Annotated in this window: 12 protein-coding genes; 5 read left to right on the forward strand and 7 right to left on the reverse strand. The window is 51.3% G+C overall.

All coding sequences use genetic code 11. From position 1 onward, the window contains the following. Nucleotides 1-66 precede the first annotated feature (66 nt). From ACN0RL_RS10375 to rpmH, 6 genes are all read right to left on the reverse strand, one after another. Entirely contained in the window at nucleotides 67-1,533 is a 1,467-nt protein-coding gene (locus ACN0RL_RS10375; RefSeq protein ID WP_417516409.1) for an aldehyde dehydrogenase family protein, read from the reverse strand. Nucleotides 1,534-1,632: 99 nt separating this feature from the next. After that, nucleotides 1,633-3,021: a tRNA uridine-5-carboxymethylaminomethyl(34) synthesis GTPase MnmE gene (mnmE, locus tag ACN0RL_RS10380; protein WP_417516411.1), complete on the reverse strand. Its 1,389-nt coding sequence runs from the start codon at nucleotides 3,019-3,021 to the stop codon at nucleotides 1,633-1,635. Between the two features lie 93 nt (nucleotides 3,022-3,114). Beyond that, nucleotides 3,115-4,842, reverse strand: a complete 1,728-nt coding sequence (gene yidC / locus ACN0RL_RS10385) for a membrane protein insertase YidC (protein WP_417516413.1) — start codon at nucleotides 4,840-4,842, stop codon at nucleotides 3,115-3,117. A 4-nt stretch (nucleotides 4,843-4,846) separates the two neighbouring features. Then, nucleotides 4,847-5,140: a membrane protein insertion efficiency factor YidD gene (yidD, locus tag ACN0RL_RS10390; RefSeq protein ID WP_417516415.1), complete on the reverse strand. Its 294-nt coding sequence runs from the start codon at nucleotides 5,138-5,140 to the stop codon at nucleotides 4,847-4,849. Then, on the reverse strand, nucleotides 5,140-5,547 hold the full coding sequence (gene rnpA, locus ACN0RL_RS10395) for a ribonuclease P protein component (protein ID WP_417516417.1): 408 nt from the start codon (nucleotides 5,545-5,547) through the stop codon (nucleotides 5,140-5,142). The genes yidD and rnpA overlap by 1 nt, the downstream gene beginning before the upstream one ends. A gap of 15 nt (nucleotides 5,548-5,562) precedes the next feature. Continuing rightward, complete coding sequence (gene rpmH / locus ACN0RL_RS10400) at nucleotides 5,563-5,697, reverse strand: 50S ribosomal protein L34 (RefSeq protein WP_008172542.1); 135 nt, start codon at nucleotides 5,695-5,697, stop codon at nucleotides 5,563-5,565. 676 nt (nucleotides 5,698-6,373) lie between these two features. On the opposite strand from rpmH, the gene dnaA reads away from it, so the two are divergent. From dnaA to gyrB, 5 genes are all read left to right on the forward strand, one after another. Beyond that, nucleotides 6,374-7,840 carry a chromosomal replication initiator protein DnaA gene (gene dnaA / locus ACN0RL_RS10405; protein WP_417516419.1) on the forward strand — a complete coding sequence of 489 codons (1,467 nt, stop codon included), beginning with the start codon at nucleotides 6,374-6,376 and terminating at the stop codon, nucleotides 7,838-7,840. 40 nt (nucleotides 7,841-7,880) lie between these two features. Further along, nucleotides 7,881-8,984 carry a DNA polymerase III subunit beta gene (gene dnaN, locus ACN0RL_RS10410; RefSeq protein ID WP_417516421.1) on the forward strand — a complete coding sequence of 368 codons (1,104 nt, stop codon included), beginning with the start codon at nucleotides 7,881-7,883 and terminating at the stop codon, nucleotides 8,982-8,984. A gap of 10 nt (nucleotides 8,985-8,994) precedes the next feature. After that, nucleotides 8,995-10,266 carry an ABC1 kinase family protein gene (locus ACN0RL_RS10415; RefSeq protein ID WP_417516423.1) on the forward strand — a complete coding sequence of 424 codons (1,272 nt, stop codon included), beginning with the start codon at nucleotides 8,995-8,997 and terminating at the stop codon, nucleotides 10,264-10,266. Between the two features lie 120 nt (nucleotides 10,267-10,386). After that, nucleotides 10,387-11,520, forward strand: a complete 1,134-nt coding sequence (gene recF / locus ACN0RL_RS10420) for a DNA replication/repair protein RecF (protein WP_417516425.1) — start codon at nucleotides 10,387-10,389, stop codon at nucleotides 11,518-11,520. Between the two features lie 79 nt (nucleotides 11,521-11,599). Continuing rightward, complete coding sequence (gene gyrB, locus ACN0RL_RS10425) at nucleotides 11,600-14,014, forward strand: DNA topoisomerase (ATP-hydrolyzing) subunit B (protein ID WP_417516427.1); 2,415 nt, start codon at nucleotides 11,600-11,602, stop codon at nucleotides 14,012-14,014. A gap of 116 nt (nucleotides 14,015-14,130) precedes the next feature. Here gyrB and ACN0RL_RS10430 read toward each other — a convergent pair whose 3' ends face one another. Next, nucleotides 14,131-14,865, reverse strand: coding sequence for a VC0807 family protein (locus ACN0RL_RS10430; protein ID WP_417516429.1), 735 nt, complete (start codon nucleotides 14,863-14,865; stop codon nucleotides 14,131-14,133). Between the last annotated feature and the right edge of the window lie 51 nt (nucleotides 14,866-14,916).

Raw genomic sequence — 14,916 nt, forward strand, 5'->3', positions numbered from 1 at the left:
CTTCAATCCATTAAACCGGACATTTCTTTAAAGACTCCGGATCCTGTCAATTCACGAGCTTGATGATCAGAACGGATACTGTCTCGGAGTTTTTTGCACACTCACCCACTGCACGGACGAAAACTCTTCAATGGCCCAGTCGCCATTAAAACGCCCCAGCCCCGAATTTTTCTCGCCGCCAAAGGGCATGTGCGCTTCATCGTTCACCGGCATATCGTTCACATGAGCCATGCCTGCTCTTATTTTGCGGGCAAATTCCAGACCTCTGTAAAGATCGCCCGAAAACACGGCACTGGAGAGGCCAAACTCTGTGCCATTTGCCAGTTCCAGTGCGTGCTGTTCGTCCCGCGCTTTCTGGATGCCAACAATCGGCCCGAAAATTTCATCACTACTGATCTGCATATCAGCCGTTACGTCACCAAAAATGTGTGGTGGCACCAGCTGCCCTTCAATGTTGCCTTCAAGTAGCACTTTTGCACCCTGCTCTTTGACTTTGACAATTTTCTGTTGCAAGCCTTCAAGCTGGGACTTATTGATGATGGGACCGATGGCTGTTTCCATCGCAGAGGGATCGCCGACGTTCAGCTTGCTGACATGTGCGACAAATCCTTCTACAAAGCGGTCGTAAACCTTCGTATCGACAATAATTCGGTTGATTGCCATGCAAATCTGGCCCTGATGTAGAAACTTGCCAAATACCGCAGCTTTCACAGCCTGTTCGACGTCTGCATCATCAAGCACCACAAAGGGGCTGTTACCCCCCAGTTCCAGGGCGACCTTTTTCAGATAGCGACCACCGGTCGCAATTTTTCCGATGTTCTTTCCGACCGGCGTTGATCCGGTAAAAGAAATCAGGGAGGGTATGGAATGAGCGACGAAATCATCACCGATGGCCGATCCCGGGCCAATCACCACACTCAGCAAACCCGCTGGCAGACCCGCTTCTTCAAAGATACGGCCCAGTAGTAGACCTCCCGTTATCGGCGTATCGCTCGCGGGTTTAATCACCACCGCATTACCCAGGGCAAGAGCAGGTGCGACAGAACGTTGCGAGAGATGCAAAGGAAAGTTCCAGGGGCTGATAACGCCCACAACACCTAAAGGCCGGCGATAGACAAAGTTCTCTTTTCCCGGAATATCGCTGTCCATGGTGGCACCCTGAGCCCTGGCAGGCATACTTGCCGCTTCCAGAGTGATCCCCCGGGCACTGCCCCATTCGATGTTGGCTTTTAACCGTGTGCTGCCAGACTCACGAATCAACCAGTCGATGATTTCTTCTTTGCGCTCATCGAAGATTGACACTGCGCGAAGTAATAACGCTGAACGCTCCGCTGGTGGTGTTTCTGCCCAGGCGAGCTGAGCTTCTGCTGCTTTACGGTAAGTGGAATCCAGGTCGGCGGAGGTTGCTGATTGAATCGAGAGTAGAGTCTCGCCGGAGTAAGGATTTATGACGGGGCGAGAATGGTCACCGCTGCCTTCTCGCCATTCCCCTGCCAAAAGCTGTAAATGAAGATCCTGGTAGCACTCAGACATAAGCTCGACCTCGCTGTGTGTTCCGAATAAGTGAGATACCAGTGTATCTATTTTTCGAAACCCTGCGACCTGGCTAGTGGTATCTACTGCGGATGTTTCTCATTTACCAATACAGAAGGAACCAAATATCTTCCCTAAAAGCTCATCCGGTGTGATCTGCCCGGTGATCTCTCCCAGTGCATCCTGGGCAGCCCGCAAATCTTCAGCCAGCAATTCACCTGCACCATAACCTTCCAGCTGAGCCTGACCTTGCACAAGGAAATCCTGTGCCCGCTGCAGCGCATCCAGATGCCGGCGACGGGCCAGAAAACCACCCTCGGTGGTACTGGCAAAGCCCATGCATTGCTTCAGGTGATCACGCAGAACATCCAGACCATCCGTGGATTTTGCCGCAAGGCGTATTACCGGTGTCTGGTCTGTGGAAAACTCTGTGAGACCCACTGCTTCTCCGCTCAGGTCGACCTTGTTGCGAATCACCGTAACCGGTGCAGAGGCAGGTAGCTGGTCAATGAAATCCGGCCAGATTTCGTGGGGTGTGGTTTTATCCGTGGTTGTTGCATCCACCATAAGCAGGATACGGTCGGCCTGGCGAATTTCGTCCCAGGCGCGGGCAATACCAATCTGTTCCACTTCGTCCGGGCTATCGCGAAGGCCCGCGGTATCAATGATATGCAGCGGCATACCATCTATGTGGATATGCTCACGCAGGACATCCCGGGTAGTGCCTTCGATGGCGGTCACTATCGCTGCTTCGCGACCGGCCAGCGCGTTTAGCAGGCTGGATTTCCCCGCATTGGGGCGACCGGCAATCACTACTTTCATGCCATCCCGCAGAATTGTGCCCTGCTGAGCTTCCGCCAGAATACCCTGAAGCTGTTCCAGCAATGACTGCAGATCGGTCGCAACCTTGCCATCTGCCAGAAAATCGATTTCCTCTTCCGGAAAGTCGATGGCGGCTTCAACATAAATTCGCAAGTGAGTGACAGCGTCTACGAGGGTTTCAATACGCCGGGAAAACACCCCCTGCATTGACCGCACGGCGCAGCGGGCGGCCTGTTCAGAACTGCTTTCAATCAGGTCGGCAATGGCTTCGGCCTGAGCCAGATCCAGCTTGTCGTTAAGAAACGCCCGTTCCGAGAATTCGCCAGGACGAGCAAGTCTGGCGCCAAGTCGGCAGACTTCCCGCAACAGCAAATCCAGGATGATGGTGCCGCCATGGCCTTGAAGCTCAAAAACGTCTTCGCCGGTGAAAGAGTGAGGGTTGGGGAAAAACAGCCCGATGCCTTCATCAATCAGCGTTTTATCCTGATCCAGAAAAGCGCCGTAATGGGCGTGTCTGGGTTTCGGCGTATACCCCAGCAGAGTTGTGGCAATACTTTTTGCCAACGGGCCGGATACCCGAACAATGCCAACACCTGCCTGGCCAGGAGCTGTCGCTATGGCGGCAATGGTGTCGGGTGTATGGGTCGTTCCGGGGATCTGGTTCATGAATTGCACCTCTTGCACCGCCGTTTTTCGCGTTCCTGAAACAGTAAAGGCCCCTTTACGGAGCCTTTACTGGACAATCAATCGGCCACTGGGTCAGTGCTTCTTGGTGGCCATTTCTGCTTCGATCTTGCGGGTAATGTACCACTGCTGACTGATCGACAAAATGTTGTTCACGAGCCAGTAAAGTACCAGACCGGCAGGGAACCAAAGGAAGAAGATCGTGAATACAACAGGCATCAGCTTCATGATCTTGGCCTGCATCGGATCTGGCGGAGTCGGGTTGAGACTCATCTGCAACATCATGCTGGCACCCATAAGGATGGGCAGAATGAAGTAAGGGTCCATAACCGACAGATCGTGGATCCAGAGCATGAAGGGCGCATGGCGCAACTGCACGCTCTCGAACAGTACCCAGTACAGGGAAATGAACACGGGCATCTGCACCAGGATAGGCAGACAGCCACCCAGAGGATTGATTTTTTCCTTCTTGTACAGCGCCATCATTTCCTGGGACATACGCTGGCGATCATCGCCGTACAACTCTTTGAGCCGGGTAAGCTGAGGTGCAACAGCTCGCATGCGTCCCATGGAGCGATAGCTGGTGGCAGACAGTTTGAAAAATACCGCTTTCACAAGAACTGTCAGCAAAATAATGGATACGCCCCAGTTACCGACAAGGCTGTGGAACCATTCCATAATGATAAACAGTGGCAGTGATATAAAGAACAACCAGCCAAAGTCCACGGTGCGATCAAGGTTCGGTGCGACGGCTTCCAGGCGATCGATAATCTTCGGGCCCACGTAGGCACGGGCTCCAATCTCTGTGGTTTCTCCAGGCGCAACGGTTGTTGCCGGGTAAACAAATCCCATTACATGCAGGGGGCCACGGCGAGTCGTCTGGAATTGTGCAGGCTGATCGCGTTCTGGTACCCAGGCAGCAAGGAAGTAGTGCTGGAGAAACGCCATCCAGCCGTTGGTAACGGTCTGGTTGATTCGTGTTTCTTCCAGATCACCAAAATCAAACTTTTCATAAGGATCTTCGGGAGAGCTGGTTACCAGACCAAGAAATGCTTTGATACCCATACTGGGTCCGGAGGTTGGATCCGGTGCCTGATCACGAACAATTTTGCCAGTGAAATTGGCTTGCCAGTTTTCGCTGGATTGGTTGTCAATCAGATAACGAACGTCAATCTCATAGCTGTCACGTTCAAACTGATAGCGTTTAGTGATGCGAACGCCGTTTTCCATTGTATGAACAAGGTTTACGGTTAGCTCATTTTCGCCTTCGGTAAGTTCATAACTTGTAGCATCAGTATTGTAGACAGGTGCCTGTCCGTTTTTTGCGCTATCTGGCCCGTTCTGCCCTATAAGACCACTTTCCAACACATAAAACCGGTTTTCAGTGTTGTTCAGAAGGGTCAGAGACTCATTGCCGTTCAGTGTTTTGTCATAGGCGAGCAGCGAACTCTTGACAAGATTACCGCTTACACGATCGATAACGAGATCAAACACATCGGTTCTGACGGTGATGTATTGATCAGTCACGTTTGTGTTATTGCTCGCCATGCTGGAGACAGATTGTTCTCCTTCGGGCGTTGCGAACTCCTCATCTGCGCGGTTCGTAGCCGTTGACTGCTGAGCAGACTCCCCTGGAAGCACCATGGAATCAGAGCCGACAGAACTATTGTCTGCTTGTATACGTGAAGATTCAGCTACCTGCTCTGTGGGCACTGGCTGGTGATAATCTTCATTCCAGGCGAGCACCATCAGATAACTGACAACAGCCAGGCCGGCGAATAATACGATGCGTTGAATATCCATAGAGTTACTGTCTGGTCTGGGTTGTTATTGAGGAATGGTCAGCTTGCGAGCAGCACTTGATCACGTTTTCTGGTCTGGATTGCAAGGTTCCCGGGACCGGATCATAACCACCTTCTGCCCATGGATGGCATCTCAGCAGGCGTTTTACTGAAAGATACAGACCTTTCAGGGCACCGTGATGAGAAATTGCTTCTATAGCGTATTGCGAGCAGGTGGGGTAATGGCGGCAATGGCTAGCCATCATAGGGCTGAGAGCGTACTGATAGAAACGGATAGGAAGAAGCAGCAAATTACGCATTAATCTGTTCCCTCACCGGAGGATGGAGATCCTGCAGGCTGAGATGTGGGGAGCTGATGATACTTTTTCGTTAACCGTTGCCAGAGGCTATCCAGGGATCTGCGAACTGTCTGGTTATCAAGAGACGCAAGCCCCTGACGTCCAAGTACGATGATATCCATTCCGGGAAGTTCAGGCTGGTGTCGGAAAGTTTCACGCACCTGGCGCTTGATCCGGTTTCTTTGTACCGAAAGTTTCAGATTCCTTTTTGCAAAAACAAGACCGACCCTGGCATGTCCGAGATTATTCGGAGTTGCCAGGATCAGAAAATTCCTGTGCGGAACCTTCAACTGCACGTCGTTGAAGACTTTGCCGTAATCGGCTGGTCGTAAAAGACGATGCGATTTCGGGAAATTCAAAGCCTTCATAAGGCGAACGACAGATTACGCAGACAGACGGGCACGGCCTTTGGCACGACGACGGGAAATTACCTTGCGGCCATTGGCTGTTGCCATACGGGCACGGAAACCGTGAACGCGCTTACGCTTCAGGACGCTTGGTTGAAACGTTCTTTTCATGGTGACTATCTCACAATTCGTGTGTTGGACATTCGGGAGTTGGTTTAAAAATTAATAACCAAAACAGGAGCGGCATTCTATGCAAATTTTATCGTGGGTTCAATGTTTATTGGTACGCGCTTGTGCCGATGTGAGATGGCAGGACCCGGAAGGTCTCAAAAAGGCGGAGAAACACAGGTTGATCTCACGAATAACAGTAGTAACAGGTTTTTTAGAATTCTTTTAAAGATTCTATTATTACTGTTATTACGCAGGTTGATTTCTGTGGAAAACCCGGTTTCTGTCATATAAAGCAATAACCTGGATCATTGACAAAGTTGAGCAGAAGTACACCTGAGCCTTGTGTATAAGGGCATGATGAATTGTGGAGAAGTGGCGGTCATCGGAATCTGTTCAGTTATCCACCGAAACCCTCGTGATTGCGCACAGGTTTGGCGACCGGTTGTGCACACAGGTGTGTGGGTAACTCATAACTAAAGAATTTTCTGTACACAAGGTTGTGAGTAAGTTCCTACTATGTTGATAAAAAAGAATATATATTTCCACAGGCTGTTTATGGCGAGGCGTTTACTCTTTCACTGAGCAAGCCGTCAGGTTAGAATCCTTGGTCAACTTTCGGAACCGGACGACCCTTATCCGGTTTGAGAAATCTATGTGTTATCGGGAGCAGACTGTCGTGCCGAACAGTATGTGGCATCAATGTCTTGAAGTACTCCGGGATGAGTTTCCCGCACAGCAATTCAATACGTGGCTCAGACCCCTCCAGGCCGATCATCGAGACGGGCAACTGGTGCTGTTTGCGCCCAATCGATTTGTTATGGACTGGGTGAATGAGAAGTATCTCCGGCGCATAGAAGAAGTCCTCAAAGAACTGAATGGAGGCCAGGCTCCGAGAGTGGGCATAAAAGTTGGATCGGCGCCCCGGGAGAGCGAGCCGGTCATGCGCTCGGAACTGGCCCGGCAGACCGCTCCCGGAAAGGCTCAGGATGAAATCGTTGGCAGGGTTACTGAAGAAGAAAAAGGTATTGCGGCAACTTCGGGCGGCCATCGACAGGCGCATCTTAACGAGTACAGATCAAACGGAGGGCGCCGCTCGGTTCAGGTAGAGGGGGATATCAAACATCAGAGCTTTCTGAATGAAGGCTTTACGTTCGATACCTTTGTAGAGGGTAAATCTAACCAGTTAGCCCGGGCAGCCTCCATGCAGGTAGCGGAAAACCCGGGTGGCGCCTATAACCCGTTGTTTTTATATGGCGGGGTTGGCCTGGGTAAAACTCACCTGATGCATGCTATCGGAAACGACATTGTTCGGCGTAATCCCAACGCCAAGGTAGCTTACCTGCGTTCGGAACGCTTCGTTGCAGACATGGTCAAGGCGCTGCAATTGAACGCGATTAATGAATTCAAGCGCTACTATCGGTCTGTTGATGCATTGCTGATCGATGATATTCAGTTCTTCGCCCGTAAGGAGCGTTCACAAGAAGAGTTCTTTCACACGTTTAATGCGTTGCTGGAAGGCGGGCAACAGGTAATCGTAACCTGTGACAGGTTCCCTAAAGAAATTGTAGACATGGAAGAGCGCCTTAAATCGCGTTTTGGCTGGGGGCTTACCGTGATGGTAGAGCCACCTGAGCTGGAAACGCGGGTTGCGATCCTGATGAAAAAGGCGGATCAGGTTAACGTAAAACTCAGCAGCGAGGCGGCATTTTTTATCGCGCAAAAGATCCGTTCTAACGTAAGAGAGCTTGAGGGTGCGCTTCGCTTGGTGATAGCGAATGCTCACTTTACAGGATCTGAGATCACGCCTCCGTTTATCCGGGAGAGCCTTAAGGATCTGCTCGCCTTGCATGAAAAACAGGTGAGTATCGATAACATTCAGCGGACGGTAGCTGAGTACTATAAAATAAAGGTTGCGGATCTGCATTCCAAGAGACGAACCCGAGTGGTCACAAGGCCTCGGCAAGTGGCTATGTCGCTTTCCAAAGAGCTGACCAATCACAGCTTGCCTGAAATCGGAGACGCGTTCGGTGGGCGTGACCACACAACGGTCCTGCATGCGTGCAAAAAAATAGTTGAGCTGCAGGAAACGGACCCGGGTATCCGTGAGGACTATCAGAACTTTATGAGATTGCTGACCACATGAAGACCACATTCATCCTTCCAACAACAGAAAGCTGAGTGACATGAAACTGACGATCAGCCGTGAATCCCTGCTCACACCGTTGCAAAGCATTGCCGGTGTCGTTGAAAAAAAGCAGACCATGCCGGTACTGTCCAATGTGCTGCTGGTAGCCGAAGACAATACACTGATCCTGACCGGGACAAATATGGAAGTAGAGCTGGTAGGGCGGGTTACACCCGTTCATGTGGACCAGCCCGGGCGGATTACCGTTCCGGCCCGAAAACTTTCAGATATATGCCGGGCTCTGGGTGACCAGGCACCCATAGAACTCGTTCTTGAAGGTGATCGGTTGCATGTCCGTTGCGGAGCAAGCCATTTCACCCTTTCCACGCTTCCCGCGGAGCATTTTCCAAATGTGGAGGATGAACCCGAGAGCTTTCGGCTTGAACTGCCCCAGAAAGAGCTGAAACGCATGTTTGACGCCACTGCCTTCGCCATGGCGCAACAGGATGTTCGTTATTATCTGAACGGATTGTTGTTGGAAGTGGATAAAGGTCACGTGCGCACAGTGGCAACCGATGGGCACAGGCTGGCGATGGCTCACGTGGAGCTGGACACAGGTTGCGCTGATCCCCGTCAGGTAATCGTTCCCCGTAAAGGCGTGCTGGAACTTTCCCGACTCCTTGATGATGTGGAAACGCCGGTAACACTGGTTATAGGTGATAACCATCTGCGAGCAACCGTTGGATCCTACACGTTTACTTCCAAGCTGATTGAAGGAAAGTTCCCGGATTACAACCGGGTCATTCCGCGGGGTGGAGACAAGGTTGTTCTTGCAGACCGGGCTACCCTGAAGAACACCCTTCAGCGCGCAGGTATTCTTTCCCATGAAAATATCCGGGGCGTTCGCCTGAACCTGGCAACAAATGAACTCCAGGTGTTTGCGAACAACCCCGACCAGGAACAGGCTGAAGATGCGCTGCCGGTTGATTACCAGGGCGAATCCCTTCAGATCGGTTTTAACGTAGGCTATCTGATAGATGTAATGAATGCGCTGGAAGAGGATCAGGTCAAGCTAACGCTCTCTAATCCAAACAGCAGCGCACTGATCGAATCGCAACACGATAACCGCTGTCTCTATGTGGTTATGCCGATGAGGCTTTAGGAGAATATTGATGGGCACCGTAACGAACGGGATCAAAGGCGCATTCAGGATTGGACAAACGCTTTCTGTGCTGGGCCGGACAGGTGCTAAATGGATCGGGGGTAACCGTCCCCCTGCTCCACGCTTGCTGCGAGAGACGTTTGAGTCCCTGGGTGCAACCTACATCAAGCTGGGACAATTTATTGCCAGCTCTCCAACGTTCTTCCCGAAAGAATACGTTGAAGAGTTTCAGTATTGCCTGGACCGGACGCCGAACCTGCCGTTTGGGGTGATCAAACGAATCATTCGAGATGAGCTTGATCTGCCTATTGACCAGGTGTTCGCTGAGATTGACCCGGTGGCTCTTGCGTCTGCTTCGATCGCACAGGTTCACGCCGCACGGCTGGTAACCGGCGAAGACGTTGTTATCAAGGTTCAGAAGCCCGGTGTTGAAAACATTTTGCTGACAGATCTGAACTTCCTGTATCTCTCGGCACGAATTCTTGAAGTTCTGGCGCCAAAACTTTCCTGGACATCACTCTCAGGAATTGTGGAAGAAATTCAGCGCACCATGATGGAAGAATGCGATTTCATCAAAGAGGCAAATAACCTGAAGGTATTCCGTAACTTTCTTCACGATACGCATAATGAAGATGCTACGGTTCCGGTGGTTTACGAACATTGCAGTACCCGTCGTATTCTGACGATGGAGCGTTTCTACGGCGTACCCCTTACGGACCTTGAAAGCATTCGTGGTTACGCTAAAGATCCGGAACGGACGCTTATAACTGCAATGAATACCTGGTTTGCCAGCCTCACCCAGTGCGAGTTTTTCCATGCTGATGTGCACGCCGGTAACCTGATGGTATTAAAAGATGGCCGCGTAGGTTTTATTGATTTCGGTATCGTCGGCCGGATACGGCCGGATACCTGGCAAGCTGTCAGTGATTTTATTTCGTCGGTAATGGTCGGCAACTTCGACGGTATGGCAGAGGCCATGATACGTATAGGGATCACCAATCAGACTGTGAAGGCAGCGGATCTTGCAGCGGATCTGCGCAAGCTGTATCAGCAGATGGATAAAATGGTACCCGATCACGTGCCTTATCAGGCCGATCAGGCAGAAGACGATGTGAACAGCATTCTGATGGATATGGTGAAAGTTGGTGAAAGTCACGGTCTGCATTTCCCCCGGGAGTTTGCCCTGTTACTGAAGCAGTTCCTGTATTTCGATCGCTATGTACACATCCTTGCGCCAGAAATGGATGTATTTATGGATGAGCGGCTTAACATGCTCCACTGAGGCGGGTCGCCTTCAACTGCTTGGTTTTGTACACTAGGGCAGCATTTCACGAAACGGTGACATGCTGCCTTTTTCGTGGATACGTCCATTCCTCTTGATGCCGCGACGAGCTGTCTTTCTATGGCGCTGGTAAAACTTCATACTGAGTTTTTTCGCAATCTGTCGCCGGCTGAGCCCGTTTCGTTCTCACCATCGTTCAATCTACTTTATGGTGCCAACGGTAGTGGCAAGACCAGTGTACTGGAGGCTATCGGCTATCTGGGCCTTGGGCGTTCCTTTCGCGTAAATCGCCATCAGGCTGTTGTTCAGCATGGACAGGACAGGTTCACAGTCTTCGGCGGTCTGGACCATGGTTTTGATGATAAGCGTAATGAGGAATCATCTGGTGTGTTGGCTCACCGGCTAGGCATCTCTCGTGATGTTGCCCAGAAGGAAACAACGCTTCGCGTAGATGGTGAAGGCGTGCGCAGTTTGTCTTCGCTTGCAAAGCACTTACCGGTTTCTGTTATTGATCCTGGAGTTTTCGATATTGTTGCCGGCGGTCCGGGAAAGCGCAGGCAATTTCTTGATTGGGCAGTGTTCCACGTGGAACCTTCCTTCGCATCGAGCTGGCAACAGTGCCAGAGAGTCACTTCACAGCGGAATCAAACGCTGAGAAATGGTAGAATGGACGAATCCATGTTGCGCATCTGGGACACGCAGTACGCAGCGCTCAGTGAAAGAATAAGTGAAGCCCGTAAACGCGCCTTTGACCAATTCAAAAATGCGTTCGTTAGCCTGGTTCACGAAGTAGATGTGAGTTGGACTGAGGGGCTAAAGCTGGAGTTTTATCCCGGGTGGGATAACAGCCAGTCGCTGTTAGATGTATTGGTCCGCCACAGGGAGCAGGAAGCTCGCATGGGGCATACACTCTACGGGCCGAACCGAGCGGATATCAGAATCAGATTTCAGGGACGACCGGTAGCGGAAACTTTTTCTCGCGGCCAGCAGAAGACCCTTGTCATTCTGATGAAAATTGCCCAGAGCATGGTGTTGAATGATCTCGGAAAGCAGGTCAGTTTTCTGGTTGATGATATTAACGCCGAGCTGGATGAGGGCCACAGAACCATGTTGGCCCGCAAGTTACAGGAATTACGTTGCCAGGTATTTATAACGTCCATTGAACATCCCGATCTGGAGTCATTGTGGCAAGGTAACCAGATACCTGATTACCGAATGTTCCACGTGGAACATGGAAAATTAAAGGAAGAATAAACCGGCTTACCAAATCCTTTACCTGCATAGAAGCAGCTTTAAGGAGAGCGCCGGGCCCTTACGCTTCAGGAGTTTCCTAATGAGTGAATCGATCTACAATTCTACCAGTATCAAAGTTCTGAAAGGACTGGATGCGGTGCGAAAACGGCCTGGGATGTACATCGGTGATACGGACGACGGCACCGGCCTGCATCACATGGTCTTCGAGCTGGTGGATAACTCCATCGATGAAGCTCTGGCAGGGCACTGTTCCGAAATCGGGATCATCATTCATCCTGATGAGTCTGTCAGTGTTCAGGATAATGGCCGTGGCATTCCTGTGGATATGCATGAGGAAGAAGGTGTATCCGCCGCTGAAGTTATCATGACGGTACTGCATGCCGGGGGTAAGTTTGACGACAACTCCTACAAGGTTTCCGGTGGCCTTCACGGCGTGGGCGTCTCCGTTGTAAACGCCTTGTCCTCTACCCTGACCTTGACGATCCGTCGGGATGGCAAGGTATATGAGCAAGTTTATACTCACGGTGTGCCTAATGCGCCTCTCGCGCCGGTAGGTGACACAGATGCATCCGGGACCCGGGTTCACTTTATCCCGTCGCCCGAGACCTTTACGCACATTGAATTCCACTATGACATTCTTGCCAAACGCATACGGGAACTGGCGTTCCTGAACAGCGGTGTGCGTATACGCCTGACGGATGAGCGCAGTGGTAAAGAAGAGATCTTTCAGTACGACGGGGGTTTGAGGGCTTTTGTTGAGCACCTTAATGCCAATAAAACGCCTATCAACCGGGTCTTTCACTTCACTCGCGAGCGGGAAGACGGAATTTCGGTGGAAGTGTCCATGCAGTGGAACGATGCGTTCCAGGAGAATATCTACTGCTTTACCAACAACATTCCCCAGCGCGATGGTGGTACGCACCTGGCTGGCTTCCGTGCCGCCCTGACCCGTTCGCTGAACAATTATATTGAAAGCGAAGGCCTGGGCAAGAAAGCCAAGGTTAGCACCTCCGGTGATGATGCCCGGGAAGGCCTTACGGCAATCATCAGCGTCAAAGTGCCTGATCCAAAGTTCTCTTCACAGACCAAAGACAAGCTGGTTTCCTCAGAAGTGAAAACAGCGGTTGAGCAAGAGCTCTATCAAAGCTTTGCAGAATATCTGCAGGAACAGCCCAACGAAGCCCGGTTGATTGTAAATAAAATGATTGAGGCAGCACGGGCTCGTGAAGCCGCTCGTAAGGCGCGGGACATGACCCGTCGCAAAGGCGCGCTGGATATAGCTGGACTGCCAGGCAAGCTTGCGGACTGCCAGGAGAAAGACCCTGCTCTCTCCGAACTGTTCATAGTGGAGGGTGACTCGGCCGGCGGCAGCGCCAAACAGGGCCGGGACCGCAAAACCCAGGCAATCCTGCCACTGAAAGGTAAGATTCTGAACGTGGAGAAAGCACGTTTCGACAAGATGCTATCCTCTGCCGAAGTTGGAACTCTGATCACTGCGCTGGGCTGTGGTATTGGTCGGGAAGAGTTCAACGCGGATAAGCTCAGATACCACTCCATTGTTATCATGACGGATGCGGACGTGGATGGTTCTCACATTCGCACCCTGCTGCTGACTTTCCTGTTCCGTCAGATGCGCGAGATCATTGAGCGGGGCCATGTGTTTATAGCAATGCCGCCTCTGTACAAGGTAAAGCGTGGAAAACAGGAGCAGTACCTGAAAGATGAGAAAGCAAAAGAAGCCTACCTCACTCAGACTTCTCTGGAGGGTGCACAGCTCTACGTGAATCCGGAAGCGCCACCCATCAAGGATTCCGCCCTGGAGACAATGGTGAAGGACTACCAGGCCGTGATGGCGATGATCGAACGCCTGTCCCGCGCTTACCCGGCTAAAGTGCTGGAGCGTATGCTTCACAATGATACCCTGAAGCCTGAGGATCTGAAGGACGAGCAAACGGTTGCCTCATGGGCCACTCGCCTAGGCGACGGGCTGAATGTAGATACCCGTACCGGAACCAAATATACCTTCTCGGTTACGAAGGACTCAGAACGCGGCCTTTATCTGCCAAAAGTCACCATCTATGTGCACGGGATTCCCCACGAGCATATATTCAGCCACGACTTCTTTGATTCACCGTCCTATGGTGCGATAGCACGCCTCGGCGAGACTCTGAACGGGCTGATTGAAGAAGGTGCATACATCCAGCGTGGTGAGCGTAAACAGGTAATACTGTCGTTTGAAGGTGCACTGGACTGGCTGATGAAGGAGGCCCAGCGTGGTCTGAGCATCCAGCGCTATAAAGGCCTTGGTGAGATGAATCCGGATCAGCTATGGGAAACGACTATGGACCCGGAAAGCCGTCGTATGATGAAAGTGAAGATTGATGATGCCATTGCGGCAGACCAGATTTTCACAACCCTGATGGGTGACGATGTTGAGCCCCGTCGTGATTTTATTCAGACCCATGCTTTGGAAGTTCACAACCTCGATATCTGATAAAGCTCCAATTAAAAAAGGCCAGAGTAGCAATACTCTGGCCTTTTTTTGTCTATGAAAAGCTATGTTGTTGTAATTTCGATTTATTTTTCCTGAAGGAGGCGTAATTCTTACGGTCAGGCTTTGTCTTTCTCCGCCAGATGAGGCGCCATCACTTCTTCCAGGGTATAACCTGTAAGGCGACGTATAGTTCTCCACAAGTAATAGAAGATAAGCATCATCATTACCATGGAAGGTATCGCGATCATCGGGTAACTCACCAGGGTCATTCTGCCGAGCTCTTCGTTAAAGGCCTGAGTGCCAGAGGGACTGACGACAATCCAGCGGGCGAGGACATAGTTCATGATGGATGAAAACAGAAAGGTGCCGGCGAAGAAGTAGCTGGCCTTCAACAACCGCGCTTCAAACTGCCCTACACAATTCTTTTCTTCCAGTGCCCCGTGAATTTTTTCCACATCCAGCACGTTGGGGTTATATAGCAGCGTGCGCACCAAAGGGTATTTTGTGCGGGTGGATACGAGCACGGCCAGGCCAATAATGGCGGGTATAGCGGCTTCTTTTACGGCTAACCAACCAGCATCCAGCTCAAGCAAACCGATACCACCTGTTAGCCCTACACTCACCAGACCCAGCAACGCGATAAAGTTTTTCTTGTTGTAGCGAACCAGCTCGAACAGTCCCCAGCCAAGGGGAAACGCAAGCCCGAGAATCAGGGCGTTAACGCTGCCAAGATGCTCGTCGCCGCTGAATTTCATCAGAATAACGGATGGGATAATAATACTGACCAGTAGATCAACCCAGGGCCTGGGCTTATGGTCCGGCGTGGAAGTGGTGGTGTTCGGTGAGGTCATAGTCATGCCTGGTTGGTGAAACAACTGAAGGCAGTATACGACGAACGCCAT

This window comes from Marinobacter sp., from assembly GCF_048259445.1.
In the GTDB taxonomy this organism is placed as follows: Bacteria; Pseudomonadota; Gammaproteobacteria; order Pseudomonadales; family Oleiphilaceae; genus Marinobacter.

Bases quoted from the DNA above. Each gene is read 5' to 3' on its own strand.
- rpmH (WP_008172542.1), bottom strand. From the start codon at position 5,697: ATGAAAAGAACGTTTCAACCAAGCGTCCTGAAGCGTAAGCGCGTTCAC.
- yidC (WP_417516413.1), bottom strand. From the start codon at position 4,842: ATGGATATTCAACGCATCGTATTATTCGCCGGCCTGGCTGTTGTCAGT.
- recF (WP_417516425.1), top strand. From the start codon at position 10,387: ATGGCGCTGGTAAAACTTCATACTGAGTTTTTTCGCAATCTGTCGCCG.
- gyrB (WP_417516427.1), top strand. From the start codon at position 11,600: ATGAGTGAATCGATCTACAATTCTACCAGTATCAAAGTTCTGAAAGGA.
- ACN0RL_RS10375 (WP_417516409.1), bottom strand. From the start codon at position 1,533: ATGTCTGAGTGCTACCAGGATCTTCATTTACAGCTTTTGGCAGGGGAA.
- ACN0RL_RS10415 (WP_417516423.1), top strand. From the start codon at position 8,995: ATGGGCACCGTAACGAACGGGATCAAAGGCGCATTCAGGATTGGACAA.
- dnaN (WP_417516421.1), top strand. From the start codon at position 7,881: ATGAAACTGACGATCAGCCGTGAATCCCTGCTCACACCGTTGCAAAGC.
- yidD (WP_417516415.1), bottom strand. From the start codon at position 5,140: ATGCGTAATTTGCTGCTTCTTCCTATCCGTTTCTATCAGTACGCTCTC.
- rnpA (WP_417516417.1), bottom strand. From the start codon at position 5,547: ATGAAGGCTTTGAATTTCCCGAAATCGCATCGTCTTTTACGACCAGCC.
- mnmE (WP_417516411.1), bottom strand. From the start codon at position 3,021: ATGAACCAGATCCCCGGAACGACCCATACACCCGACACCATTGCCGCC.
- ACN0RL_RS10430 (WP_417516429.1), bottom strand. From the start codon at position 14,865: ATGACCTCACCGAACACCACCACTTCCACGCCGGACCATAAGCCCAGG.